Origin of the sequence: Rhodoferax sp. (genome assembly GCF_028689295.1) — a bacterium.
Classification (GTDB): domain Bacteria; phylum Pseudomonadota; class Gammaproteobacteria; order Burkholderiales; family Burkholderiaceae_C; genus Rhodoferax.
The window spans coordinates 1-24,677 of the sequence record NZ_JAQTWL010000029.1 but is presented as its reverse complement, the minus strand read 5'-3'; the positions used below and the strand labels follow the sequence as shown (position 1 = coordinate 24,677).

20 protein-coding genes and 2 pseudogenes are annotated in these 24,677 nt (G+C 53.3%); 9 read left to right on the top strand and 13 right to left on the bottom strand.

Annotation, left to right across the window (positions count from 1 at the left end; all coding sequences use genetic code 11):
- The 7 genes from PHF15_RS15435 to PHF15_RS15405 all read right to left on the bottom strand — a co-directional run.
- The coding region (locus PHF15_RS15435; protein WP_300122192.1) for a GTP-binding protein at positions 1 to 121 on the bottom strand (121 nt) is incomplete at its 3' end.
- 228 nt (positions 122 to 349) lie between these two features.
- On the bottom strand, positions 350 to 2,452 hold the full coding sequence (gene fusA, locus PHF15_RS15430; RefSeq protein WP_300122502.1) for an elongation factor G: 2,103 nt from the start codon (positions 2,450 to 2,452) through the stop codon (positions 350 to 352).
- A gap of 108 nt (positions 2,453 to 2,560) precedes the next feature.
- Positions 2,561 to 3,034 (bottom strand): 30S ribosomal protein S7, encoded by a 474-nt coding sequence (rpsG, locus tag PHF15_RS15425; protein WP_296163702.1) that lies wholly within the window; start codon positions 3,032 to 3,034, stop codon positions 2,561 to 2,563.
- Between the two features lie 154 nt (positions 3,035 to 3,188).
- Positions 3,189 to 3,566 (bottom strand): 30S ribosomal protein S12, encoded by a 378-nt coding sequence (rpsL, locus tag PHF15_RS15420; RefSeq protein WP_296275993.1) that lies wholly within the window; start codon positions 3,564 to 3,566, stop codon positions 3,189 to 3,191.
- A gap of 125 nt (positions 3,567 to 3,691) precedes the next feature.
- Positions 3,692 to 4,876, bottom strand: a complete 1,185-nt coding sequence (locus PHF15_RS15415) for a D-alanyl-D-alanine carboxypeptidase family protein (protein ID WP_300122498.1) — start codon at positions 4,874 to 4,876, stop codon at positions 3,692 to 3,694.
- A 103-nt stretch (positions 4,877 to 4,979) separates the two neighbouring features.
- Positions 4,980 to 5,372 carry a (2Fe-2S) ferredoxin domain-containing protein gene (locus tag PHF15_RS15410; RefSeq protein ID WP_300122496.1) on the bottom strand — a complete coding sequence of 131 codons (393 nt, stop codon included), beginning with the start codon at positions 5,370 to 5,372 and terminating at the stop codon, positions 4,980 to 4,982.
- 10 nt (positions 5,373 to 5,382) lie between these two features.
- Positions 5,383 to 6,483, bottom strand: coding sequence for a VanZ family protein (locus PHF15_RS15405; protein ID WP_300122495.1), 1,101 nt, complete (start codon positions 6,481 to 6,483; stop codon positions 5,383 to 5,385).
- 402 nt (positions 6,484 to 6,885) lie between these two features.
- Between PHF15_RS15405 and hemB the strand changes: the two genes are divergently transcribed.
- Genes hemB through PHF15_RS15375 form a run of 6 tightly spaced genes read left to right on the top strand, consistent with a single transcriptional unit; the run spans position 6,886 to position 11,835 of the window.
- Positions 6,886 to 7,899: a porphobilinogen synthase gene (gene hemB, locus PHF15_RS15400; RefSeq protein WP_300122493.1), complete on the top strand. Its 1,014-nt coding sequence runs from the start codon at positions 6,886 to 6,888 to the stop codon at positions 7,897 to 7,899.
- Positions 7,900 to 7,929: 30 nt separating this feature from the next.
- The gene (locus tag PHF15_RS15395) at positions 7,930 to 9,090 is read left to right on the top strand and encodes a magnesium transporter CorA family protein (RefSeq protein WP_300122492.1); all 1,161 of its coding nucleotides are present in this window, start codon (positions 7,930 to 7,932) and stop codon (positions 9,088 to 9,090) included.
- Positions 9,091 to 9,118: 28 nt separating this feature from the next.
- The gene (locus tag PHF15_RS15390) at positions 9,119 to 9,739 is read left to right on the top strand and encodes a MarC family protein (protein WP_300122489.1); all 621 of its coding nucleotides are present in this window, start codon (positions 9,119 to 9,121) and stop codon (positions 9,737 to 9,739) included.
- 52 nt (positions 9,740 to 9,791) lie between these two features.
- Complete coding sequence (locus PHF15_RS15385; protein WP_300122488.1) at positions 9,792 to 10,379, top strand: LemA family protein; 588 nt, start codon at positions 9,792 to 9,794, stop codon at positions 10,377 to 10,379.
- A gap of 17 nt (positions 10,380 to 10,396) precedes the next feature.
- Positions 10,397 to 11,314, top strand: coding sequence for a TPM domain-containing protein (locus tag PHF15_RS15380; protein ID WP_300122486.1), 918 nt, complete (start codon positions 10,397 to 10,399; stop codon positions 11,312 to 11,314).
- A complete protein-coding gene (locus tag PHF15_RS15375; RefSeq protein WP_300122483.1) occupies positions 11,314 to 11,835 on the top strand; it encodes a TPM domain-containing protein in 522 nt (173 codons plus the stop codon). The genes PHF15_RS15380 and PHF15_RS15375 overlap by 1 nt, the downstream gene beginning before the upstream one ends.
- Before the next feature lie 74 nt (positions 11,836 to 11,909).
- On the opposite strand, the pseudogene PHF15_RS17045 reads toward PHF15_RS15375, so the two are convergent.
- Both PHF15_RS17045 and PHF15_RS15370 read right to left on the bottom strand, forming a co-directional pair.
- Positions 11,910 to 12,281 (bottom strand): annotated as a pseudogene (locus PHF15_RS17045) (OmpA family protein); the annotation flags it as partial.
- A gap of 177 nt (positions 12,282 to 12,458) precedes the next feature.
- Positions 12,459 to 13,655 (bottom strand): annotated as a pseudogene (locus PHF15_RS15370) (TolC family outer membrane protein); the annotation flags it as partial.
- 329 nt (positions 13,656 to 13,984) lie between these two features.
- On the opposite strand from PHF15_RS15370, the gene PHF15_RS15365 reads away from it, so the two are divergent.
- The 3 genes from PHF15_RS15365 to PHF15_RS15355 all read left to right on the top strand — a co-directional run bounded on the left by PHF15_RS15365 (position 13,985) and on the right by PHF15_RS15355 (position 18,447).
- Positions 13,985 to 14,542 (top strand): transglutaminase-like cysteine peptidase, encoded by a 558-nt coding sequence (locus PHF15_RS15365; protein ID WP_300122479.1) that lies wholly within the window; start codon positions 13,985 to 13,987, stop codon positions 14,540 to 14,542.
- A 33-nt stretch (positions 14,543 to 14,575) separates the two neighbouring features.
- A complete protein-coding gene (locus PHF15_RS15360) occupies positions 14,576 to 16,489 on the top strand; it encodes an EAL domain-containing protein (protein ID WP_300122477.1) in 1,914 nt (637 codons plus the stop codon).
- A 233-nt stretch (positions 16,490 to 16,722) separates the two neighbouring features.
- The gene (locus PHF15_RS15355) at positions 16,723 to 18,447 is read left to right on the top strand and encodes an FkbM family methyltransferase (RefSeq protein ID WP_300122474.1); all 1,725 of its coding nucleotides are present in this window, start codon (positions 16,723 to 16,725) and stop codon (positions 18,445 to 18,447) included.
- 218 nt (positions 18,448 to 18,665) lie between these two features.
- On the opposite strand, the gene PHF15_RS15350 is transcribed toward PHF15_RS15355, so the two are convergent.
- From PHF15_RS15350 to PHF15_RS15335, 4 genes are all read right to left on the bottom strand, one after another.
- The gene (locus PHF15_RS15350) at positions 18,666 to 19,658 is read right to left on the bottom strand and encodes a hypothetical protein (RefSeq protein ID WP_300122470.1); all 993 of its coding nucleotides are present in this window, start codon (positions 19,656 to 19,658) and stop codon (positions 18,666 to 18,668) included.
- A gap of 10 nt (positions 19,659 to 19,668) precedes the next feature.
- A complete protein-coding gene (locus PHF15_RS15345) occupies positions 19,669 to 22,197 on the bottom strand; it encodes a Mur ligase family protein (RefSeq protein WP_300122468.1) in 2,529 nt (842 codons plus the stop codon).
- The gene (locus PHF15_RS15340) at positions 22,184 to 24,025 is read right to left on the bottom strand and encodes a hypothetical protein (RefSeq protein ID WP_300122466.1); all 1,842 of its coding nucleotides are present in this window, start codon (positions 24,023 to 24,025) and stop codon (positions 22,184 to 22,186) included. Before PHF15_RS15340 ends, PHF15_RS15345 begins: the two co-directional genes overlap by 14 nt.
- An 87-nt stretch (positions 24,026 to 24,112) precedes the next feature.
- Positions 24,113 to 24,677: hypothetical protein (locus PHF15_RS15335; protein WP_300122465.1), on the bottom strand; the 565-nt coding region annotated here is incomplete at its 5' end.

Sequence of the window (24,677 nt, the reverse complement as noted above, 5' to 3'; positions counted from 1 at the left end):
CAAATTTGGAGGCCAGCACCGAGGTGATGGCCGCTGTCAGCGTGGTTTTGCCGTGGTCAACGTGCCCAATGGTGCCCACGTTGACGTGGGGCTTGGTGCGCGTGAATTTTTCTTTTCCCATTTTCAGTTCCTTAAAAGAGCATTGCCCGTGAGTTGGTTTAATGTTTGCAGTTCGTCACTGGTTCCTTGGCCACGGGCAGCCGGGGGTGCGAAATCGCAGACAGATACTTCTAATCAGTTGGGGTCAGAGCACATCGCTGCGCGAGTGGTCTGGAGCCCGAATACATCTATTCAGATGGGGTCAGAGCACGTCGCTGCGCGAGTGGTCTGACCCCAAGTCTCAGGACTATTACTTTGCCCTTGCCGCCATGATGGCTTCAGAGACGTTGCGCGGGGCTTCCGTGTAATGCTTGAATTCCATCGTGTAAGTGGCACGGCCCTGGGACATGGAGCGCAACGTGGTCGAGTAACCGAACATTTCGGACAGGGGCACTTCAGCCTTGATGGCCTTGCCGCCACCGACCATGTCTTCCATGCCCTGCACCATGCCGCGGCGTGAGGACAAATCACCCATCACGTTGCCAGCGTAGTCTTCGGGGGTTTCCACTTCGACCGCCATCATGGGCTCAAGAATCACCGGGTTGGCCTTGCGGCAACCTTCCTTGAAGCCAAAAATTGCCGCCATCTTGAACGCCAATTCGTTCGAGTCCACGTCGTGGTACGAACCGAAGTGCAGTGTGACCTTGACATCGACCACCGGGTAGCCCGCCAGCACACCTTGCGTGACGGCTTCGTGGATGCCTTTTTCCACCGCAGGGATGTACTCTCGCGGCACCACGCCGCCCTTGATGGCGTCAACAAACTCAATGCCCTTGCCAGCTTCGTTGGGTTCGATCTTGAGCACCACGTGGCCGTACTGACCCTTACCGCCCGACTGACGCACGAACTTGCCTTCGGCATCTTCGATGGTCTTGCGGATAGTTTCGCGGTAGGCCACCTGAGGCTTGCCTACGTTGGCCTCCACACCGAATTCGCGCTTCATGCGATCGACAATGATTTCAAGGTGGAGCTCACCCATGCCCGCGATCAGAGTCTGGCCGGACTCTTCGTCCGTCTTGACGCGGAATGAAGGATCTTCTTGCGCCAGACGCTGCAAGGCAATGCCCATTTTTTCCTGGTCAACCTTGGTCTTGGGTTCAACGGCCTGGGTAATCACTGGCTCCGGGAACACCATGCGTTCGAGCATGATGATGGCGCTTGGATCGCACAGGGTTTCACCGGTGGTCACATCTTTCAAGCCGACGCAGGCTGCAATGTCGCCAGCGACAATTTCGCTCACTTCTTCGCGCTTGTTGGCATGCATCTGGACGATACGGCCAATGCGCTCTTTTTTGCCGCGAATCGGGTTATAGACCGTGTCGCCCTTGTTCAGCACGCCGGAATAAACACGCACAAACGTCAACTGTCCCACAAATGGGTCAGTCATCAACTTGAACGCCAAAGCGGAAAACTTTTCGCTGTCATCGGCTTTGCGAACCACTGGCAGCTCATCCTCATCCATGCCCTTGACGGGTGGAATATCGATGGGCGACGGCATGAATTCAATAATGGCGTCGAGCATGCGCTGCACACCCTTGTTCTTGAACGCGGTACCGCACAGCATGGGCTGAATTTCGCTGGCAATGGTGCGCGTGCGAATGCCCAACTTGATCTCGTCTTCGGTCAAGTCGCCTTCTTCGAGGTACTTGTTCATCAAGTCTTCGTTGGCTTCAGCGGCAGCTTCGACCATTTTTTCGCGCCACTCTTTGGCTGAAGCCAGCAGTTCAGCGGGAATTTCCCGGTATTCGAACTTCATGCCTTGCGAGGCTTCGTCCCAGATGATGGCGCGCATCTTGATCAAATCGACCACGCCGGTGAAGTGCTCTTCGGCACCGATCGGGATCACGATCGGCACGGGAGAAGCTTTCAAGCGCAGCTTCATCTGGTCAACAACTTTGAAGAAGTTGGCGCCGGTACGGTCCATCTTGTTGACAAAGGCCAGACGCGGCACCTTGTACTTGTTGGCCTGACGCCAGACGGTTTCAGACTGGGGCTGCACGCCGCCCACAGCGCAATAAACCATACAGGCACCGTCCAACACGCGCATCGAGCGTTCCACTTCAATCGTGAAGTCCACGTGGCCGGGGGTGTCGATGATATTGATGCGGTGCTCGGCAAAATTGGTTTCCATGCCCTTCCAGAAACAGGTGGTGGCAGCAGAGGTAATGGTGATGCCACGCTCCTGCTCCTGCTCCATCCAGTCCATGGTGGCTGCACCGTCATGCACTTCACCGATTTTATGATTCACACCGGTGTAGAAAAGAATACGCTCGGTGGTGGTAGTTTTGCCGGCGTCGATGTGAGCTGAGATACCGATGTTGCGGTAGCGCTCAATGGGGGTATGGCGAGCCATGATGGATCCTTGGTTGATCTATGTATTTCAAACGACTACGCCGCAAAGGCTTATGGACCTTGCGGCGCAGCAATTAACCCTCACGCGAAGGTCAATCGATAACCGCTTTTAGAAGCGGAAGTGCGAGAACGCCTTGTTGGCCTCTGCCATGCGGTGAACTTCGTCACGCTTTTTCATGGCACCGCCACGGCCTTCAGTGGCTTCCATCAGTTCGTTGGCCAAACGCAGGGCCATGGATTTTTCACCACGCTTGCGGGCTGCTTCCTTGATCCAGCGCATGGACAGAGCCAGACGACGGACAGGGCGCACTTCAACGGGCACCTGATAGTTGGCACCGCCAACACGGCGGGACTTCACTTCAACCAGCGGCTTGACGTTGTTGATGGCCATGGTGAAGGCCTCAACCGGGTCTTTGCCAGGGTTCTTCTTCTCGATTTGCTCCAAGGCACCATAAATGATGCGCTCGGCGATCGCTTTTTTGCCGCCTTCCATGATCACGTTCATGAATTTGGACAGCTCAACATTGCCGAATTTAGGATCCGGCAGAATTTCACGTTTAGGGACTTCGCGACGACGTGGCATTTTTTCACCTCTATTGCTTCAGTTGGCATCTTTGCGGACACCGCGAGAGTTAACAAATAAGACTCTCACTTACTCGACCCGAACATTGGGTCACTACGTTCATTTCCTGCGCCACGCAGCAAACAAACACCTTTTAATTTAACGAACCAGCGGTTTATTTGACCTTGGGACGCTTGGCACCGTACTTGGAACGCGACTGCTTGCGGTCTTTCACGCCTTGCAAGTCGAGCGAACCGCGCACGATGTGGTAACGCACACCGGGCAAGTCCTTGACACGACCGCCACGAACCAGCACCACGCTGTGTTCCTGCAGGTTGTGGCCTTCGCCGCCGATGTAAGAAATCACCTCAAAGCCGTTGGTCAAGCGCACTTTGGCAACTTTACGCAAAGCCGAGTTGGGCTTTTTAGGCGTTGTGGTGTAAACGCGGGTGCAAACACCACGGCGCTGGGGGGAATTTTCCATCGCCGGGCTCTTGGACTTGACGGTTTCCACCGCGCGCCCCTGACGGATTAACTGATTGATGGTTGGCATTAAGCCTCCTAAAAACTAAACGTCCCTAAACGTTTGAAAACATGAAATTGACAAAAACGTGAATCCCTTCGGAAATCCCGAAAAGCCCATTACTATATCAGGTCAGGTACCCAAGTGCAAATTGGTCATTTGATCCAGAGGCGCAAAGCGTCCCAGGCACGCCCCAGCACCCCGGCCTGCTCCACCGCCTCAAGCACCTGCAGCGGCACCTCGGACACTGCTTGGCCGGCGCTGCTGATTTTGAGCAATCCCACCTCCTGGCCCTTGTTGAAAGGTGCCACCAAAGGCTCGGGGCGAACCACCTGGGTGCTGAGCTTGGCGCCCATGCCGGTGGGCACAGCCACCACGATGGCCCGGGTCTGACCCAGCGCCACGGTAGGCACCTTGCCCTTCCAGACAGCCGGCGTCACCACAGCCTGGTTGGCATCGAACAGCTTGACCGCTTCAAATGCGGTGTAGCCCCAATTCAGCAATTTCTGGGATTCATTGGCGCGCGCGTTTTCGCTGGCAGCACCCAGCACAATCGACAACAAACGACGGCTGCCCAAGGCGGCTGGAGAGCCGGCCACAGCACCGGCTTTGCCAAGTCCCGGCACCTCGCGCCGGGCAGTGGCAATCAAGCAGTAGCCGGCAGCATCGGTATGCCCGGTCTTCAGACCATCGACCGTCGGATCACGAAAAAGCAACAGATTGCGATTACTGTCATTGGCCGCTGGCGTGCCCTCATAGCGGTAATTTTTGATCGCGTAATACGCCACATAATCTGGAAAATCCCGCATCAGGCGGGTCGCCAAAATACTCAGGTCTCGCGCTGTGGTGGTGTGACCCGCTTCTGTCAAGCCTTCCGGATTCTTGTAGCCGGTGGCTTTCATGCCCAAGGCCTTGGCCTGATCATTCATCAGTTGCACAAAACGCTCCTTTGAGCCGCCGACCCCCTCGGCCAGCGCCATGGTGGCGTCGTTGCCACTTTGCACAATCATGCCTTTGAGCAAATCCTCCACCGGCACCTTCATTTTGGGATCGATGAACATGCGCGAGCCTGGCATTTTCCAGGCCCGCTCGCTCACCGGCAAGGTCTGCTTGAGGTCGAGTTTCTTGCTGCGCAGGGCATCGAACACCAAGTAAGCCGTCATCAGTTTGGTTAGGGAGGCTGGCTCCACGGGTGTATCAATGTCTTTTTGCGCCAATATTTGATCGGCGGTGACATCCAGCAACAAATAGGAGCGCGCCGCAATTTCAGGCGGCTGCGGGGTTTGCGCGGCGGCCGACAGACAAACCGCAGTCATCAGGGATAAGAGTATTTTTTTCATGAAAGTGCCGCCCCTGTTCAGTCAAGAGGCAAATATTGCTTTAAATTAAATAGCGGCCAACGCTTGTTTGGCAGGCTTCAGGAGGAAATGGACCAAGAACTGGCTAGCGCCCCAAGTCCGCAGGCGTCAGCAGTCGTTGCACCACCTGGCCGTTTCTGAGGTGCGACTCGACGATCTCGTCGATGTCGCTGGCATCCACATAGCTGTACCACACCGCCTCCGGATAGACCACGGCCACCGGGCCAGCGGCGCAGCGGTCCAGACAACCCGCCTTGTTGACGCGCACTTGCCCCGGGCCGGCCAAGCCGGCCGCCTTGACCTGCGACTTGCAGCGCTCAAACGCCGCTACAGCATCATGCTGGGCGCAGCAGGCCTCGCCATTGCCGCGCTCATTCAAGCAGAAAAAGATGTGCCTCTGGTAATAACTGGCGGTCGGCGCTGGCGCGCTGTCTGACTGAGCGGCAGAATTGGGTGAGATTGAGATTGAATGTGTCATGCACCTGATTTTAGTTTTTTGACTCCTGGCGCCATAACAGGCTCAGCACATAGACCAAAGTTGCAAAAGGCCAAAGCCAGCCCAGCCACTGCGCCAAACCATGGAATCGAATGAAGCGCCCCTGCTCCCACAGAAACAGGGTTTGCTCAAAATACGGACTCACCGCCGTCTGATTGATCAGGCTCAGGTTGACACCCAACGCCAATAGTGCCAGCGCCGCACTGGCACGGCTTGGCACCCATATCAGCGCTGTCGCCAGCACCATGGCGCTCGCCAAGGCGGCTTTGACCGGCGCGCTGAACCAAGCCCAAGTGTGCTCCGGACCCACACTCAAGGCCGCGCTGAGCGCTGTCGCCAAGACGCCAAAAAAGCACACCCAAGCCAGAAACCACGCGCGTTTGCCGGCCTGGCGAATAATGCAGAAGCCAAGCAGGCACGGGATCAGCAAACCCAGCAGCACACACAGCCACTCCACCGAGGGCAACAAGGGCTGCAACTCAGTCTCGCGCAGCGGCAACCAGTCCAGAAACGGGGTATCTGCCAACAGATCGATGATCCTGGCTTCCAGCCGTTCCACGACATGTCCCAAACCCAGGGGAATCGAGGTGGGAAACAACAAAGCCAGTGGCCACAGGGCCAGCAGCACCATGCCGCCCCGTGCGTCATCGACGAACCAATGCGCCCTGAAACGGCTCCAGCGCTGCAAGGCACCCAGTTTTTCCAGGCTCCAGGCGCTGACAGCGCCCAATGCGCCGCCCGCCATATTGAGCATCAGATCAAGATTGGATGGCACCCGGTTGGGCAGATACACTTGGAGCGACTCCATCAGCAGCGACAACACCGACGCCGCCAGCACGCCCAAGCGCAAGGCGTAGCGCGGACGCCCGGTGCGCAGCGTACTCAGCACCAGGAAAAAACCCAGCGGCATGTAGCCGACGACGTTGGTCACCACATCAAACGCGGTCCAGTATTTGGGCAACGGCGCGGTCAGGAAGAACCACGGTGCAACGCCCTGGTCGCGCCAATTGTCAAACGGGAACAGGCTGGCGTAAACGATCAGGCCGCCATAAACCAGCGCCAAGGGCCATGCCGAAGTCTTGTGCAGCGGCATAGTGCGTCAAAAAAGTTTCAACAGAACCAGACGGACGACTGGGATCACAGTCGGGATACCGATAAGAGTCCTCTTGCGCGATAGGTCAAATATGCCTGCGAACCAACTGGGGACAAAACTACTGTGAAGCGACTTGATCCAGAGCATGGCGATCACTTTCAAACCTTGGCCGCGCAACCACGCCGGGGCAGCCTTGCGTCAATCCAAAAAAAACCCCAGCACAAGGGCTGGGGTGGTAAGCCTATTTGCTGTCACACATCAAGGCCCCGCTCAGGGAGGAAAAGCGGGGAGCAGTAAACTGCCCGGGTCGTAATTTAACAAAAAAAAATACATTTTTCAAGCCGATGGCAAAAAAAATGTCGTTACGATGACAAAAAATATTTAACTTGAGTTGATTTCACCATGAACCACTACGCCTCTTTCCCCCAAGGCCGGCCACGCCGCCTGCGCCGCGACATTTTTACCCGAAATCTGGTTCGCGAGCACGCCCTCTCTGCCCATGATTTCATTTACCCCGTGTTTGTGGTCGATGGCCAGCAACAGCGCCAGGTGGTGTCGTCCATGCCGGGGGTGGAGCGCCTGAGCCTAGACCTGCTGCTGCCCGTGGCCGAAGACTGCGTCAAACTGGGCATCCCGTTCATGGCGCTGTTCCCGGTGATCGAGCAGCACCTGAAAACCCCGGACGGCCGCGAGGCGTTCAACCCCGACGGCCTGGTGCCGCGCGTGGTGCGGGCACTGAAAAAGGAATTCCCGGAGTTGGGTGTGATGACCGACGTGGCGCTGGACCCCTTCACCAGCCACGGTCAGGACGGCCTGCCCAGTCCTGACCCGCTTGATGACGGTTACATCATGAACGACGAAACCGTCGAAGTGCTGGTCAAGCAAGCCCTGTCGCATGCCGCAGCCGGTGTCGACATGGTGGCGCCCAGCGACATGATGGACGGCCGCATTGGCGCCATCCGCAACGCGCTGGAGGCCAACCACTTCATTCACACCCGCATCATGGCCTACAGCGCCAAGTACGCCAGCGCCTTTTACGGGCCGTTTCGCGAGGCCGTGGGGTCGGCCGCCAACCTGGGCAAGAGCAACAAAAAGGTCTATCAAATGGACCCTGGCAACAGTGACGAAGCGCTGCGCGAAGTGGCCATGGACATCGCCGAAGGTGCCGACATGGTCATGGTCAAGCCCGGCATGCCTTATCTTGACGTGGTGCGCCGCGTCAAGGACACCTTCAAGGTGCCGACCTTTGCCTACCAGGTGTCGGGCGAATACGCCATGCTCAAGGCCGCCGCCCAGAACGGCTGGCTCGACCACGACGCGGTGATGATGGAAAGCCTGCTGGCCTTCAAGCGCGCCGGGGCCGATGGCATCCTGACCTATTTCGCGCGCGATGCCGCCCGCTTGCTTCGTCCTTGAGCCAGGCTATCTGGACAGCGTCACTGTGCCATGCGCATTTTCACCATCCACGGTAGCCGCGTCTCTGAAATTTCTTCAGGCGATGACCCCGCGACCCTGAACAATCTGCCACTCCCAGAGGCCGGCTATGTTTGGTTGTCGTGCACACGCGCCGAACTTGAGCGCATGCAAATACCGATTCAGGCGGCGCTGCAAGCCCTGTGCAAACTGCAATTGCTGGACCTCCACCTGTCAGACCTCCTCAACACGCAACTGCCCTCGCGCTTTGACTTCACCTCACAATACGACCTGCTGGTGTTTCGCGGTCTGGTGATGAACGGAACCGAATCAACAGCAGCCAGCCAGCCTTTGAAACACTTGCCCCGGCGCGGTGGTCCGCCCATCTTGCGGCGCATCGACACCAGCCCGGTCGGGTTCGTGGTGCTTGACCGCCTCCTGCTGACGGTCCACCCTGCCGACTTCACGTTGCGCGATGCTTACGCCCTGCGGCTGCTGGCGAGCAGCGACAGTGGTTCGCAGAACAGCTTGAAGCCAGACGCACCAGACAGCCGATCCACCGGTGCACGCGGCATTCCCGCCAACCCCGCCGACCTGATGCTGCGCATCGTCAACCAGATGGTGGACGGCTTCCTGGCCTTGCGCCGTGAACTCAGCCAGCAGCTTGACCACTGGCAAGCCGAACTGCTCAACCCCAATACCCGTTTCAGCAACTGGAACGCCCTGCTCAGCGCCCGCCTGTCTTTGCACCACCTCGATGAAATCTGCGAAGACCAGCGCGCGGCCATCCAGGACTGGATTGAAGCCCTGAAAAGCTGGCCCGATCATGACGAGTTGCTGAGCCGACACCAGCGCGACCTGCTGCAAGTGCGCAGCCGCGACGTGCTGGAGCACATCGAGCGCGTGCTGCACCACGTGCAACGGCTGGAGCAAAATGCCGAGACCACGGTGCAGATGCATTTCAATGCGCAAAGCCACCGCACCAACGAGATCATGCGCACGCTCACGGTGCTGACCGCCATTTTTCTGCCGCTCAATCTGATTGCCGGCATTTTTGGCATGAACTTCGACTTCATCCCGCTACTGCACCAGAGCAATGGATTCTGGTTGGCCATGATTTCAATGGGTCTGACAGCGGGTGGCCTGGGGTTATTCTTCTGGCGCAAACGCTATCTGGAGCGCTCGGCGCGCTGACGCAACCCAGCTTAAAGACCACACAGCCATGGACCTCAAACCCCTCGTCACCCTGCTGGCCATCGTGAATCCGCTGGCGATCGTGCCATTCTTTATTCACTACACCCAGGATTTTTCGTCCGCGCAGCGGCGGCGCACCATCTGGATTGCCTCGTTCAGCAGCTTTGTGGTGATTGCGGTCTGCGCTTTGCTGGGGTTGCACATCCTGGAGTTTTTTGGCATCTCGCTGGCCAGTTTTCAGGTCGGCGGTGGCATGCTGCTGTTGACGTCCGCGCTGGCCATGCTCAACGCCCAACCGGCCGAGGCCAAATCCAACGAGGAAGAAATGCATGACGCCGCCGCCCGTGCCAGCATCGCGGTGGTGCCCCTGACCATTCCGCTGCTAACCGGCCCGGCCACCATGTCCACGGTCGTGATTTATGCCGACAAGGCCAAGACGTTCTGGCAACTGGGCATGCTGGTGGGGTATGGTGTGGTCATTGCAGTGGCCACCGCCTTGTGTTTTTCGCTGGCTAACCCGATTGCGCGCGGTCTGGGCAAAACCGGCATCAACGTCATGACCCGGCTCATGGGACTGATACTGGCAGCGCTGGCGGTCGAGGTGATGACGGACGGGTTGATCAAGCTGTTTCCCATCCTTGCAAAATAGCCGCCCACGCCCCGTTTTTTGCTGTTCTGTTCATTTTCTTGTGGAGGTATTTATGAAACGCTGGTTTTTGATTTTGATCACCGCCCTGTCCCTGACGGGCTGCGGCTACAACGACTTTCAACGCCTGGACGAGCAAACCAAATCGGCCTGGAGCGAGGTACTCAACCAGTACCAGCGCCGCGCCGATCTGGTGCCCAACATTGTGGCCACAGTCAAGGGCGAAGCCGCTTTCGAGCAGGATACGCTGACCAAGGTGATCGAAGCGCGGTCCCGGGCGACGTCGATCCAGGTCACGCCCGAGACCCTCAACGACCCGGCTGCCTTCAACAAGTTTCAGGCGGCGCAGGGCGAGTTGGGCTCGGCGCTGAGCCGGTTGATGGTGGTTGTGGAGCAATACCCCAACCTCAAGGCGAACCAGGCATTCAGCGACTTGCGGGTGCAGCTCGAAGGCACCGAGAACCGCATCACGGTGGCGCGCAATCGCTACATCCAAGCTGTGCAGGAGTACAACGTGCTGGCGCGCAGTTTTCCGAGCAACCTGACCGCCATGGTGTTCAGTTACAGCCCCAAGGCGAATTTCTCGGTGCAAAACGAAGCCGGCATCTCGACGCCACCTGTGGTTGATTTCAACAAAAAATGATCGCCTTGCCGTGGCGCATGCGCTCTGCACTGCCGAATGTTCGGTGGCTTGGGTCGCTGTTGCTGCTGTGCTTTTTGACCTGGGGCGTGCTTGGCCCGGCGCGGGCACAACAGGCCGTTCCCGCCCTGGCTGCACACGTGGTGGACACCGCGAGCGCCCTGTCCGGCGCCCAGCGCGAGGCGCTTGAAGCCAAATTGACCACGTTCGAGCAGGTGCGAGGCGCGCAGGTGGTAGTGTTGCTGGTGCCCAGCACCCAGCCTGAAGACATTACCAGCTATGCCAACCGGGTCGCCAACAGTTGGAAAATTGGCCGCAAGGACATTGGCGACGGCATACTGCTGATCGTGGCGGTACAAGACCGCAAGCTGCGCTTCGAAGTGGCCAAATCGCTCGAGGGTGCGATCCCCGACCTGGCGGCCAAGCGCATCATCGACGAGACGATCACGCCGCGCTTCAAGCAGGGCGACTATGCGGGCGGCATCGATGCTGGACTGACGCGCATCATGGCGCTGATCAGCGGCGAGGACTTGCCCGCGCCGGCCGCAAGCAAGCAGCCATCTGGCGGTTTTGACTGGATGCAACTGGGCATCTTCATGTTCATCGCCGTACCGGTGATTGGCGCGGTCACCCGAGGCATTTTGGGCAACCGGCTCGGCGCCTTGGCCACTGGCGGCATGGCGGGTGTGATTGCCATGGTGCTCACCGCGAGCTGGCTGATTGCCGCCCTGGCGGGTGTGGCTGCCATGATCTTTACCCTGGTGCAAAACACACCGGGCCTGGGCAACAGCGGCCTGCGTCGTGGTGACCCCAACACGGGCTGGGGCCATGGCGGTGGCTTTGGCGGCGGCGGAGGAAGTGGCGGCTTTGGCGGTGGTGGTTTTGGCTCTGGCGGCGGTGGCGATTTTGGCGGCGGTGGCGCCTCGGGAGACTGGTGATGTGGACTCGTTTGACCCGGATACTGAGACATCGCTGGCAAAGCGACGACGCGGCCCGCCGCGCCGTGCCGCCCGTGCTGCTTGACAAGCTGGCTGCGCAGGTGGCTGCCAGCGAAGCGCGGCACAGCGGCGAAATACGCGTTTACGTCGAGGCTGGCTTGCCGCTGAGCTACCTGTGGCAGCCTGCCAGCATGGCGCAGATCACGCATGAACGAGCGCTGGCCATGTTTGGCAAGTTGCGGGTCTGGGACACCGCGCACAACAACGGCGTGCTCATTTACCTGTTGCTAGCTGAACACCGCATCGAAATTGTGGCGGATCGGGGCTTGAATGAACGGGTTGCCCTGGACACCTGGCCACGAATGGTGGAGTCCATGAGCGCGGCGTTCAAGGCTGGTGATTTTGAGGGTGGATTGACCCAGGCGGTGCAGGAAGTCTCGTCGCTATTGCGGCGTCACTTTGCGCTGCAGACCGGGCAGAGCAACCCCAACGAGCTTCCCGATAAACCGCTGTTGAACTGACTACGCAAAAGAACACAGACCTAAAAAAGGCCTGTGATTCGATAGTTCACCTGACGCAAATGCCAGGCCGGTTTTTACTTGGCTGGTGTCATCGGTTGCACCGATACATCCACCCGACGATTCTTGGCGCGACCTTCGGTGGTGGCGTTATCGGCAACCGGCTCGGTTTCTCCCTTGCCAATCGCCCGCACGCGCTTGACATCCACGCCATGGCTCACCAGGTAAGCCTTTACCGCCTCAGCTCGCGCCACAGACAACCGCTGGTTGTAGGCATCGGCGCCAACGCTGTCGGTATGGCCTGTTGCAATCACGACTTCAATCTGCATGCCCTTGATCTTGGCCACCAACTCATCGAGCTTGGCCGCACCACCAACCTTGAGCACCGACTTGTCAAAGTCGAACAGCGCATCGGCTGACAGGCTCACTCTGGTGGCAGCAACTGGCGCAACTGGCGCAGCCGGTATGACCGCGCGGGGACGCGACGGGATCACGACCGACGCCTTGATCTTGTCCATGGTCTCAACCATGGATTCTTCGAGCGGGCACAACTCGGCGGGGTCGATGCCAGCACGGTCCTGGCCCGCATCCTGCGCGCTCGGCACATCGTCACGCTTGACGCCCATGGCGGACACCAGCTGGCCCATGCCGGCCAGTGTGCGCGCTTGCGCCGTGGCCTGGTTGTGGCGCGCGTTGATGTAGGAGCGCGTGGCCTCGAAATACTCGTTCTGGCTGTCGAGCAAGTCAAGCAGCGTGCGCTGGCCAATGTCAAACTGCTGGCGGTAAGCCTCGCGCGATTTTTCCGTCGCCAGACGGTGTTGGTCCATGTATTTCTGTTGCTCGTTCAGGCTGCGCACGTCACTGTAGGCTATGGACAGGGTCTGGCGCACATCGCGGCAGGCTTTTTCTTGCAGATCACGTGCCTGGTCTTTCTGATCTACAGCCTGGCGCTCGCGAGCCTTGTCGGCACCGCCGCGGAACAGGTTGTAATTTAGCACCAGTTCGATGCCGTTGACCTTTGTGTTGCCACTGATGCCCCCGCTGTTGTTGTCTCTGTTCGCATAAGCGCGCAAGTCCAGACGCGGGTAGTACGCCGCCTTGCTGGACTCAATGGCCGTTTTGTAGGCACGCACGTTCTCCACCGCAGCATTCAGAGTCGGGCTACCTTGAAGGCCGTCGCGCATCAAGGCCGTGGTGGAATCAGGCATCGTCCCAAGCTTGAACGGCTCGGGCAAAATCGGCAGGCTGGCTGGCGGTTTCTCACCGACCACGCGCAAGTAGCGCGCGCTCACATCGTGCAGGTTGGTCAACTCAGTCAGCAGGTTGGACTCGGCCAGCGCCAGGCGGCCGTTGGCCTGCTCGACGTCCACCCGGCGACCCACGCCAGCGTTGGCACGCTCTTCAACTTTCTGGGTGGTTTGTTTGTGCTCCACATAATTTTGCGTGGCCACCTCCACCAGCTCGCGGTAACGCACCACATCGGCATAGGCCCGCACGGCCTCCAGGGCGGCCGTCTCAGAGGCTTCAAGCAACTCGTAGTAGCGGGTCAGCTTGGCATAACCAAGACGCTTGGTTTCGTTGGGCGTGAACATGCCGTCAAACAGCATCTGGTTCAGGGTGAGCTGAGCGGCATTGAAGTTGTAGCGGCCATAGTCGTTCAACGGCGTATCCCGATCCTCGCGCCCGGTCGTGGCGATCAGGTCCACCTGCGGGAAAAAACCGCCGCGTGCAACATCGCGCTCATTGCCGGCGGCCTTGAAACCATTCCAGCGCGCCTGCACCTCAGGATTGGTGGTTACCGCCTTGCGCACGGCCTGTACCATAGGCTCGGGCAAGGCTTGCGCTTGGGCACCTAAAGCAAAAAGCACAGCCAGTGCCAACAGTGAAAATCTTTTGTCTTTAGAATTCATAAAACCTCCAAATATTTTTCGTAACAATTTGAAAAAGTCCCCAAGTAAATGTACACGGAAAATAATTATGGCTTGTTTTGAAATTTTTTCAAAACTTTTTGCATATGACTGTCAAACCTGCACAATTTATAGGGGCATCTCACCTTCTCGACTTGCGCATGAGTGTTTGGCTGTTTTCGCTGGGGTTATGGTTTTGTTTTGTAACTTCTCTCGCCAACCCGGATTTTGATAAAACGCAATTCTTGGCACAGCAGCGCTATGGCGCCCGCGCCGCTGAAACCGTGGCCGCCTGGCGCCAGTTGATGGGAGAATCGCTCGTCCTGTCCGAGCAGGAAAAGCTCACCAAAGTCAACACATTTTTTAACCGGCGCATTCTTTTTGAGGACGATCTGGTCGTGTGGCAACAGAACGACTACTGGGCCACCCCACTCGAGTTCATGGGCCGTGGTGCCGGCGATTGCGAAGACTTCTCCATCGCCAAATACATCACCCTGCAAATGCTGGGCATCGGCAATGACAGGTTGCGCCTGATCTATGTCCGCGCCAAAAGTGGTTCAATGACATCGATCGCGCACATGGTGCTGGGCTATTACTCCGAGCCCACGGCAGAACCGCAGATTCTGGACAACCTGATCAACAGCGTGCGTCCGGCCTCGCTGCGCCCTGACCTAACCCCGGTTTTCAGCTTCAATCGCGACGGCTTGTGGGTGGGCGGGGCCACGGCCTCTTCTGCCGACCCCACCACGCGCCTGTCGCGTTGGCGCGACGTACTGGATCGCATGCGCCAAGACGGCCTCTGAAGATCACTCACCACATTACCAAGCGAGCCCACCATGTCACTCATCAAACAACTCTGGATTGCCATCACCCTGGTCATGACCGTTGCCTTTGGCGGCAGCATGGTCGTCAGCGTCCTCTCGGCACGGCATTACCTGGAGCAGCAACTGCAGGTCAAAAACATCGACAACGCCACCGCGCTGGCGCTGTCGCTGACGCAGCTGGAAAAAGACGAGGTCATGGTCGGTCTGCTGGTGGCGGCGCAGTTCGATGTCGGCCACTACCGTTTTATTCGCATCGTCTCGCCCACCGGAAAGACCCTGGTGGAGCGCGTGGCCGCCGACCTGAAACCGGGCGCACCGGACTGGTTCGTCAAGCTGATCCCCGTCCGGACCACGCCGGGGCAGGCCCTGATTCAGGACGGCTGGAACCAGTACGGCACGCTGACTCTGGCCAGCCACGACAGCTATGCCTACCAAAGCCTGTGGGACGGCACTATTGAACTGCTGCTCTGGTTCGTCATCGGCGCAGCCATCACTGGGATGGTCGGCACCTTGTTGATGCGCAGCATCACCCGGCCGCTGGGCGAAGTCGTGGGGCAGGCGCAAGCCATTGCCGAGCGCCGCTTCCTGACCATCACCGAGCCCCGCACGCCCGAGCTCAAAAGCGTGGCTCACGCCATGAATGAAATGGTCGGCCGGCTCAAGGCCATGTTCAACGATGAAGCGGCGCGCCTTGAGACCTTGCGCCAAAAGGTCAACCGCGATGCCGTCACCGGCCTGTCCAGCCGAGACTACTTTTTGTCGCACCTGCGCGAAGCAGTGCAGGGCGATCAGTTTGGCTCCGTCGGCACCCTGGTGCTGGTCCGCTTGCCAGATCTCAACGACCTGAACGCCCAACTCGGCCGGCAACAAACTGACGCTCTGCTCAAGGATGTGGGCAGCGAGCTTTACGAAAGTGGTACAGACCACATCGGCCAGCGCGCCGGCCGCGTCAAGGGTGCCGAGTTCGCCGTGGTACGCCCCAGCCTGGCCAGTGCGACTGAGGCTGCCCGTGACGTCCATGAGCGACTCACGCAAAACTTGCTGCCGAAATGGCGCGGCCAGGTGCCCGACCTGTTCCACATCAGTGCCGTGCGCTACCACCATAACCAGAATATCAGCGAACTGCTCGCCCGCGCTGACGAAACGCTAGCCCAGGCCGCCAGCCAGGGAGCCAACAGCTGGCACGCGGTCGAAGACAGCGCGGCCAAGCCGGCGCTGCCAGCCGAGCAATGGCGCTCCCTGCTGACCGAGGCCGTGGCGGGCGGCCAGCTGGCACTGAGCTTCTACCCGGTCATGTCCGGCGACGGCGTCAACCCGCTGCACCAGGAAGGCATGCTCCGACTGCAACTGGACGCGACGGGCACGCTCTTGTCGGCGGGCGACTTCATGCCCATGGCCGCCCAACTCAACCTGACCGCGCCCATCGACCTTGGCGTGGTGAAACTGGCAATTGAACACCTGCGCAGCACGGCGGGCGACATTGCCATCAACCTGTCAGCCGCGACCGTGGCTAATTTCAGCTTTCGCCATGAACTCACCCAGTTGCTCAAAACTTACCCCGAGATCTGCAAGCGCCTGCTGATCGAGGTACCCGAATACGGTGTCTTCAAACAGTTTGAAGCCTTCCGCGACCTGGCGCACCAGCTCAAGCAGTTGGGCTGCCGCGTCGGTGTCGAGTACTTTGGCCAGAGTTTTGCCGAAAGCGGCAAGCTCGCCGACCTCGGACTGGACTATATAAAGGTGCACCCTAGCTACATTCGCGACATCGCCAGCAACGAGGGCAACCAGGAATTCCTCAAAGGCCTATGCAAGGTGGCGCACGCCATCGGCATCACCGTGGTGGCGCAGGGCGTGGAGAGCAAGGCCGACCTGCCGCTACTGGCCGCTCTCGGCTTTGATGGCGTCACCGGTCCCGGGGTCAGGTGAAAAAAACTGGCGGATGTGCTCGGGATGCGCTGCGCACACTGGCGGGGTTCTGGCCCACGCCATCGTCTATGCCCCAATATCGATGGATACTATGACTTAGACTGAATAACACCTTCTACGCTCCGCAGCCCGTTTGAGACATGAAAGTCCGACAGGCTGCGAGGTAGCAGAAGAACAGCAAGTGACACAACAAGCAATATACAGCTCAATCACTGAATTTTTGGTGCCTACTCATGGATAAGATTTTTGTCGCCATCGCGAGCTACCGTGACACTGAATGTCAATGGACAATTAAAGATTTGTTTGATTCGGCAGCCTTTCCTGATCGAATTACCGTTGGAATTTGCTGGCAATTTGATCCATTGTTAGACAGTGATTGCTTCATTGAGCCTTACCCGCGACCCAATCAGGTTCAAGTAATCAATGTAACTCTTAAAGAAACAAGAGGCGCCTGCTGGGCAAAATCAAAAGCTATTTCGCTTGCGTCGGATGAGGATTACATTTTACTGATCGATTCGCATATGCGTTTCGCTCCGGGGTGGGATACCGAAATGATCAAGATGCTTCAAGAAACCGGCAATACTAAAGCATTTCTGTCTTCATATCCAGCAGGATACGATCCACCCAACCAGCGACGTTTCAGCACGCCACGCCTAGCACCAGTCAAATTCTTTAATAGAGTCATGTCTCAGAACTCGGTTCCGTTAAATATGCCGAGGCCCATTGAATCTTACTTGATGGCGGGTGGATATCTATTCTGCCATCGAGAAATGATTGATCAGGTTCCGTATGACCCTCACATATACTTCATAGGAGAAGAGATAGCCCATGCAGCACGGTTCTTTACACATGGCTGGACAGGATACACGCCACACAAGTGCTTGATACATCATTACTATTCTCGGAAAACATCAACCAAACATTGGGATGACGAAAAAGATACCTGGAGCAAAATAAATGCATCATCATACAGGCGCGTACGTCATCTCTTAGGTATCGAACGCACCTCAGATCCATTGGCTCTTATTGATATCGAAAATTATGGCTTAGGGAAGATCAGGTCTCTTGCAGAATTTCAAATAAATATTGGCGTCAATTTCAATGCGTTAGTGATAGACCGAAAACGGCATGAAACCTTGGACAGTGTTGAGGCGGCAATAGTCAAACCAACACCACCTAAATTAACTCATGAAATGACAACTCTTGGAGTTTACACATGCCGATATGGTCATTTTTTGCTACCTAAATTTGATAGCTACATCGGCAAATCATTAATGACTTACGGCGACTGGATCGAAGGTCTGAATGCTGTCTTTGCATCTCTTTTTTCGGCCGGAAGTGTGGTGATAGAAGTGGGGGCAGGGTTTGGAGGACACACAATTGCTTTGGCCCGGCTTGCTGGAAGTGAAGGGAAGGTGATTGCCATTGAACAGTCCCGCCGAATGATTGAACTCCTCCACGCCAACATAGCGCTTAATAGCCTTGATAACGTTCATATCATTCATAGTCGGGCGGGTATCACTACTGGCAAGATACAGGTCAATGAACCTGTCTTTGAAACTGAAGGTAACTTTGGCATGGTTTCATGTCAAATCTCAAATGACACAAAAACAAATTGTGTTCCGGTTATTCAATTGGATTCGCAAATTATGGATCACTTCGATTTATTATTTGTCGACACACCCGGAAATGTGAAAGAGGTTATAGAAAGTGCCTCCACTGCGATAGCTTTATATAAACCAATCCTTGTCCTCAATGCAGATAATATTACCGATGCCAGAAAGACCGAGGATTTATTAACATCCTTCGGATATAAGTCATGTCGATACATGTGCCCATTATTTGAAACTGACAACTTCAATGGAAAAACAGAAAATATTTTCGGTGGATTACGCAGCAACTGGATACTCGCGACAGATAATAATATAGATTTGCATAGCTCTATACCACTCTCATGACTGAATAGTCTATTGTAGATAGCATGTGTTCATTTAATCGTCAGATCCTACGATAATGTATTACAATAAAGTATATTTTAATTAAAATTAATACAAAAAATACCAATATCTATTTTCAAACTATTCTCAAAACAATAAAAAAATATGATTGATTTTTTATGTGTTGCTTGGTTAGGCATAAACAATCCGGTGATATGCCTTGGCTAGTACTTGAAGATTTAAGGCGACTGATGTGGGTTTATTAGTCTATCAAATTCCATCAACTCGGAATTGCTCGACACAGGGCACTGATGTGTGATAGCTTTTGACAGTGCACCTAACATCCAGGAGTTATTTTCAGATGCTCGCTGTTCCTTTTCAGTCCATTGGTTTGTCTTGATGCCACGCGCTATTGCCGCTTGCTGATCTGCTACCTGAAATTTTTCCAAAACATCTTTGATGAAAGGCGCACCACATGCAGCTTTCTTCGTTATCTCAATTTTTTGAGATGGCGCTACCTCGCAGCTTGGGTCGCACAACCAACGCAATCGAGTCCAAAAAGGGGCCGCTGTATATGACATATGCAACAAAGCATTCAATGCTGCTATGTCACTTGGCAACATCTGTCCTTGAACTTTGACTTGTGCTTGCTCCTTCTCAGGATTAAACCATCCCTGCACGCTCCGCGCTAAACCCTCTAAAAACCATGAATTTTTAAAGTATGTATATGCATATTGATAGGTATGAAACAACTCATGCTCTGGAGTCAAATTACCAGGTTGCCAGCGGGAAGAAATACTGATTGTCAAAGCCGAAGTCGGCGACGGAAATTGACGGTATTGGTAAGTTACAACTGAATCACCTGACTCCCCCATCCTCTCTGTCATGGGTAACAGATGAACATCAATGAACTGAGCCTGCCGAAATTTCTCGCTCTTAAGTGGCTCAATCAAGCCGAGATTTTTTGAATAAAGCAAATTTGCGAGTTGAAACTGGGTTGAAAGTCGCTCCACATCCTCATCTGATAATCGAATAGCAATGACCTGAGGCGCACGATTGCGCGCAAACATTGCTACATCACCAACCGCTGCATCGAAAATACGAAAGTCACCATCGACTTTACGTAATACAAGAGCTTCTCTGGGTGCTTTCCAATTGGCACCAGCAGAAGCGGTCAACAATAAAAGAATAGCTCCAAAACAAGATTTTAATTTTCCAAAAGAACTTTTCATCTAAAGATAATTAAAATAATTTAATAAAGGAGGCACCTTTCTTTAACAACTTATCCACTAGTTTGTCCAATCGAGCCTTCTCAATTCCTCTCACAAATATAATATCATCTTCATGGACACAATTAAGAATCACCTGATGAATATCATTACTTTCCTTTTGATGTGCCACCCAATTTATATTTTCAGGCAACGCAGCGATATGGTCTGTGAAGTTGGAAACAGTGAACAATAAGTCTATTTCTGCATTTGCCATTTGTATTTTCATTGCAGCAAGATCTATGGGAGCATTTGGATTATCCTCCATATTAATAAATTCACTAATGACAGCAATTTTTCTACCGTTATCTTTGGGTTTAAGTCTAGACATTAGTTCGAACATTGAGATAAAACCCTTCCACTCACCTCGTCGACTTTGATCATACACCTGGAATTTGCTATTATTAAATGCAACATCATAAAGATTTCCACTACTTTCAAAATGCTGATAAGTAGCGTAATTCAAAGCACACTGATTAATATCTCCCCCCAAAATTTTAGCCATTAGCAATATACTTACCGATGCCAATGGAACATAATCTTCAAGCAAAGGCACAGTGTATTCAATATTTAATCCCAAAATATTTGCTTTGACATACCATTTACATTTATTAAATACAGCACTTATTAAATAACCATCACAATTCGAATGTGAGCCAAAAGTGTAAATCCTGCAATCAGATATATTTTTAATAGCAATGACTATTTTTTCATAGTAAGCATCATCCTTATTGATCAAAACACAGCCACCAGGACGCAGACCTTGTAATGCGGCAACTTTGTTGATTATTAAATTGTCCAACGTTTTATGACTCGACAAATGTTCAAACCCTATTCCAGTAATAACAATATAGTTGGGTCTGACAAAAAAAGAGCTCTCAGTTCCCGCATGTGAATTGGGAATGGCAGTCTCAATAATTGCAACTTTAGCATCCCGTGCAATGGCTGACAGCGTTCGCCAAACCGGCTTTTGCAAATTTGAACTATCAAGATGTGCGTGAACTCGAAATTGGTCTTTCAGAAGATGAGACAACTGCGTCTTGAAGCCAGTTTTACCATGTGATCCAATCACCTGAATTTTAATGCCGTCAAACTGAAGACTGGTGGCGATAGCCATATCTTGCAAGGCTTTGACGGGATCCTCTACTTCCAAAACAGGATGAGATGATGTATGTTGATACTTGCGAACAACTGCGATAGCTGCGCCTAAATTGAATGCTTTATCAAGATACTCACATTTCTCGTCCTGGTCAACAATTTCTTTTTTTCTGGTATCAAAAAATAGGTCATTCTTTTCGATATATGGTAAATAAAAATTCACACCAGTAAAATCGAATCTTTTATCAAAAGTATTTTTCCATCTCCCTCCAGTTACTCTTGAAATTTGATCAGGAGACAAATAAATCATTTTTTTATTAAATAGATCAATTTCTTTCAAGCGATTTTTAATTTGGTCAACCAACACACTCTGCTGCTCAGAAGTACCAATCATCATCAACATAATTCTTCCATATTCAATGGTTCCCCAACCAATGATGATGACGCCATGTCTTGATTGTTTATTAAATTCCAAATCTTTGATATCGAATCTATCAAAATTATCAAAATTGATATTTATCACCAGAGTCATCCAGCAATTTATATTTAATTTTTTTGCAACTATTGCAGGATAACTTGCTGCAGTATATCTCGGGTTACACTCTATCAAAAAATATTCATTGCCAAGTTTTCCGTGCTGTACGGCTACGTCAAATGCAAATATCTCCTCAATTCCTTCTTCGACAGCATATTTAGCTATATTCATCAAAAAGTTATGATTTTCATATGCTGATGGATACCTATTCCCAATGTGTGAGTTATTAGCAATAATTTGATCTGAGATTAGAAATAACTCGGCTTTCTCATTGATTTTCTTAAACTGATAACTACAAAAACAATCTGCCTTAATTTCATTTTGAACCTGAAAGGCAACTTTACTTCGCAAAGACAATATCGCCTCACATAAAGAGTTATGGTCTTCGCATTTCACAATTCCCAATCCAGATGTAGACACCGATGGTTTTAGATAAACTGGATATTCGAAAACTTCATTCTCTAAGAATAGTTCTTTTGAATCGAAGCAAGTCGTTATAGGTATCTTTATATTAAAATTCTCAGCTAGTTTTACAAGATCATTTTTCGAATTTAATATCTTTGTTATTTCTAATCTTTTTTGATTTGGCCTGAATAAATTTTCCCGTTCGCCAAAATAAAAGCAAGATAACTCGGCATCTGGATATTTTATAATTTGTTCAAGTCGCAAATCCCATATAACCTCCTGACAACACTCAAGCCCTACGCGTTCATAATGCTTTTTAATATATTCCCAATGTTTTTTTAATTCGCCAGGCAGCTGCATCACATCATCTTTTTCGGTTATGCATAGTGCGCGCGACGCATACATTTTTCCCAAACCCAAACTGGCTGGTCCACTACTTCTGATATCGTGATTAAATATTTTCATGAGATTGATCACTTACGGGTACCAATGAAGACCTGTCGATTGACGATTCCCAATACGGCAATATCTTTGCAAAAAATGAAGCGACGTGCTGAATGGTATCTATCCGAAACCACTGACGTGTGTACTTGAATCGAATTCCCCCCAAAGCAATATCTGGTTTGGGTGCAAAGTATATTGAATCCTCGGTATTGACCAAATGCATCAACGCCCATGCCGCCAAACAAATCGCCTGCCAAAGTTCTTCTGCCGTTGCGGTGTCGCCCATTTTGATTGCCAGTTCATAAGCACCCAGCAAGCCTTCGCAGCGCGCACCATCAGCATAAGGGTAGTCGCCAAAGTTGTAATAGAAACTACCCGCATAATCTGGGTATGGTGCGTTCGTAACTTTGTACATGTGGTCAATCATCTTTCGTGCGTCAGAAAACACAAAATCGCTGTATTGAGGGTTGCGCATATCCTCAAAATCCCACAATTCCATGATTCCCATCATCAACCAGCCGTCTGACGGCAGCACGCTGTATTCACTGGCACGAATAATTGGACGTACATTCAGCAAAAAGTGCAAAGCCAAGTGCAGTTTTTCAAAAACGTGCGAGCGCTGTTCATGTTTCACCAGATGCAAATAGGCCGCCAAACCACACACAGCTTCTCCAGGATAGAAAAACGAAAAGTGACTTGTGTTATCAGCTTCAGTAACCGGTTTATCAAGATAGATGTTGTAGTAAATAAATTCACCACTGGCAGTGATCTGATTGACCAGATGGCAGGCCAGACGGTCCGCCCAAATGCGGTATTGAATGTCACCTGATACCCTTTCATACTGCGCCAGCAGATAAAGAGCGATTCCAGATCCACCCAGTTTAGCTTTTTTTTCACTGTAAATGTAAGCCCCCTCATGCCCGTTGTAGTTCTGTAGTCGCGCTTGCTTCAACAAATAATCAATTGCGCGGACAACATGGGCCAGGGTGTCACCGCGATGCGTTAGTTTTTCATGAAATAGGCAGGTTATTGCACCGCCGCAGTGACGCAGAATGTTGTAGTAGGGATTCTTTACCGGATTTCGTGAAGGGTGTTCGTGATCACGTTTCGAGTCGGTAGCAGCATCGTAATAATACAGAAACTTGCCGTCAGGCTGCTGGGTATGTTTGATGTGGTCTATGGCCAGACCCAGAGCCTGCTCAATTTTTTTGCGATTGATCTTACCCACCACAGGATGGCCCCGATACAAAGCACACCACCCCTTTGAAGTAGCGATAAAGCTGCTGGAGCGGAAGCACTCGAAGCTTGATTCTTTGAGAAAGTCAGTACCGTGAACACGACTGAGATAATCACGCAACTGACCCACGCCCATGATAGAGCGGACGTAGCCATCCCCAGGCGCAAATACATGAAGCTTGTCGTCTCCGCCACGAATCAAGAGACCGTCCACACCGATTTCAAAATGGCGCTCATCCTGCGTCTCCATGCTCATAACCAAGAAGTCCAGTGGTCTCGGAACATCCTGTACAAAATCTATCTGAAGACGAAATTTGGTTGCTGTTAGCTGTGCACGGCGAGGGTGCAAGATCAGACGTTGTAGTAAGTCGGCAAACCCAACTGGGCCATCGCTAATGGCACGGGTAACCAAAATGCGGCGATGCCCGGGCGCGTACAGGATGAGGATTAACCGGACGAAGCGCTGGGGAAAGCTGGTTCGGACAAACGCCTGCTGGATATCAAATGATTCAACATTGCCTCGTCGCAAACCTTCATTGATGAGTGCATGGAAGGCCACATCCTCAAGGATGTTTTGGAACATAGGCAAACCCAGATGCGGCTCAATAAACATGATTGAGGTTTTGACCAATTTTTGCTGACATCAAAGTGAAAAAAAAGCGGGGCTTTCGCCCCGCTAAATTAAACCATAAACGCAATCTTAGACATCTGTGGAAGGCCCGCTGTCTATGAGGTTCTTCACGATGTTCGAAGCATCATTGCTTTCATAACCAGCCAATTCTATTGACTGTTGGGGATCAACCTTACCTGAGTGAACCTCATCTGCCCCCTTGCCATCAACATTAACCTCCAGGCTCTCATCCTCTCCACCGATAAGGTCACGACTGTCGAGGGCGTCAACACCTTCAGCTTCATCTTCTTCGTCATCATTGTCCGAGTCAGAGTCGCTATCCGAATCGCTGTCGCTGTCGCTATCCGAGTCGCTATCCGAATCTGAATCCGAATCGCTGTCGCTATCCGAGTCAGAGTCACTGTCACTATCCGAATCGCTGTCGCTGTCACTATCCGAATCGCTGTCGCTGTCGCTATCCGAGTCGCTGTCCGAATCCGAATCGCTATCCGAGTCAGAGTCACTATCCGAATCGCTGTCGCTGTCGCTATCCGAGTCAGAGTCACTATCCGAATCGCTGTCGCTGTCGCTATCCGAATCCGAGTCGCTGTCACTATCCCAGTCAGAGTCACTGTCACTATCGGAATCGCTGTCG

Coding starts and splice junctions, on each gene's coding strand:
- hemB (WP_300122493.1), top strand. CDS start 6,886: ATGAACCACTACGCCTCTTTCCCCCAAGGCCGGCCACGCCGCCTGCGC.
- PHF15_RS15415 (WP_300122498.1), bottom strand. CDS start 4,876: ATGAAAAAAATACTCTTATCCCTGATGACTGCGGTTTGTCTGTCGGCC.
- PHF15_RS15340 (WP_300122466.1), bottom strand. CDS start 24,025: ATGTTTATTGAGCCGCATCTGGGTTTGCCTATGTTCCAAAACATCCTT.
- PHF15_RS15385 (WP_300122488.1), top strand. CDS start 9,792: ATGAAACGCTGGTTTTTGATTTTGATCACCGCCCTGTCCCTGACGGGC.
- PHF15_RS15395 (WP_300122492.1), top strand. CDS start 7,930: ATGCGCATTTTCACCATCCACGGTAGCCGCGTCTCTGAAATTTCTTCA.
- PHF15_RS15390 (WP_300122489.1), top strand. CDS start 9,119: ATGGACCTCAAACCCCTCGTCACCCTGCTGGCCATCGTGAATCCGCTG.
- PHF15_RS15355 (WP_300122474.1), top strand. CDS start 16,723: ATGGATAAGATTTTTGTCGCCATCGCGAGCTACCGTGACACTGAATGT.
- rpsG (WP_296163702.1), bottom strand. CDS start 3,034: ATGCCACGTCGTCGCGAAGTCCCTAAACGTGAAATTCTGCCGGATCCT.
- PHF15_RS15380 (WP_300122486.1), top strand. CDS start 10,397: ATGCGCTCTGCACTGCCGAATGTTCGGTGGCTTGGGTCGCTGTTGCTG.
- fusA (WP_300122502.1), bottom strand. CDS start 2,452: ATGGCTCGCCATACCCCCATTGAGCGCTACCGCAACATCGGTATCTCA.
- rpsL (WP_296275993.1), bottom strand. CDS start 3,566: ATGCCAACCATCAATCAGTTAATCCGTCAGGGGCGCGCGGTGGAAACC.
- PHF15_RS15375 (WP_300122483.1), top strand. CDS start 11,314: ATGTGGACTCGTTTGACCCGGATACTGAGACATCGCTGGCAAAGCGAC.
- PHF15_RS15345 (WP_300122468.1), bottom strand. CDS start 22,197: ATGAAAATATTTAATCACGATATCAGAAGTAGTGGACCAGCCAGTTTG.
- PHF15_RS15405 (WP_300122495.1), bottom strand. CDS start 6,483: ATGCCGCTGCACAAGACTTCGGCATGGCCCTTGGCGCTGGTTTATGGC.
- PHF15_RS15410 (WP_300122496.1), bottom strand. CDS start 5,372: ATGACACATTCAATCTCAATCTCACCCAATTCTGCCGCTCAGTCAGAC.
- PHF15_RS15350 (WP_300122470.1), bottom strand. CDS start 19,658: ATGAAAAGTTCTTTTGGAAAATTAAAATCTTGTTTTGGAGCTATTCTT.
- PHF15_RS15360 (WP_300122477.1), top strand. CDS start 14,576: ATGTCACTCATCAAACAACTCTGGATTGCCATCACCCTGGTCATGACC.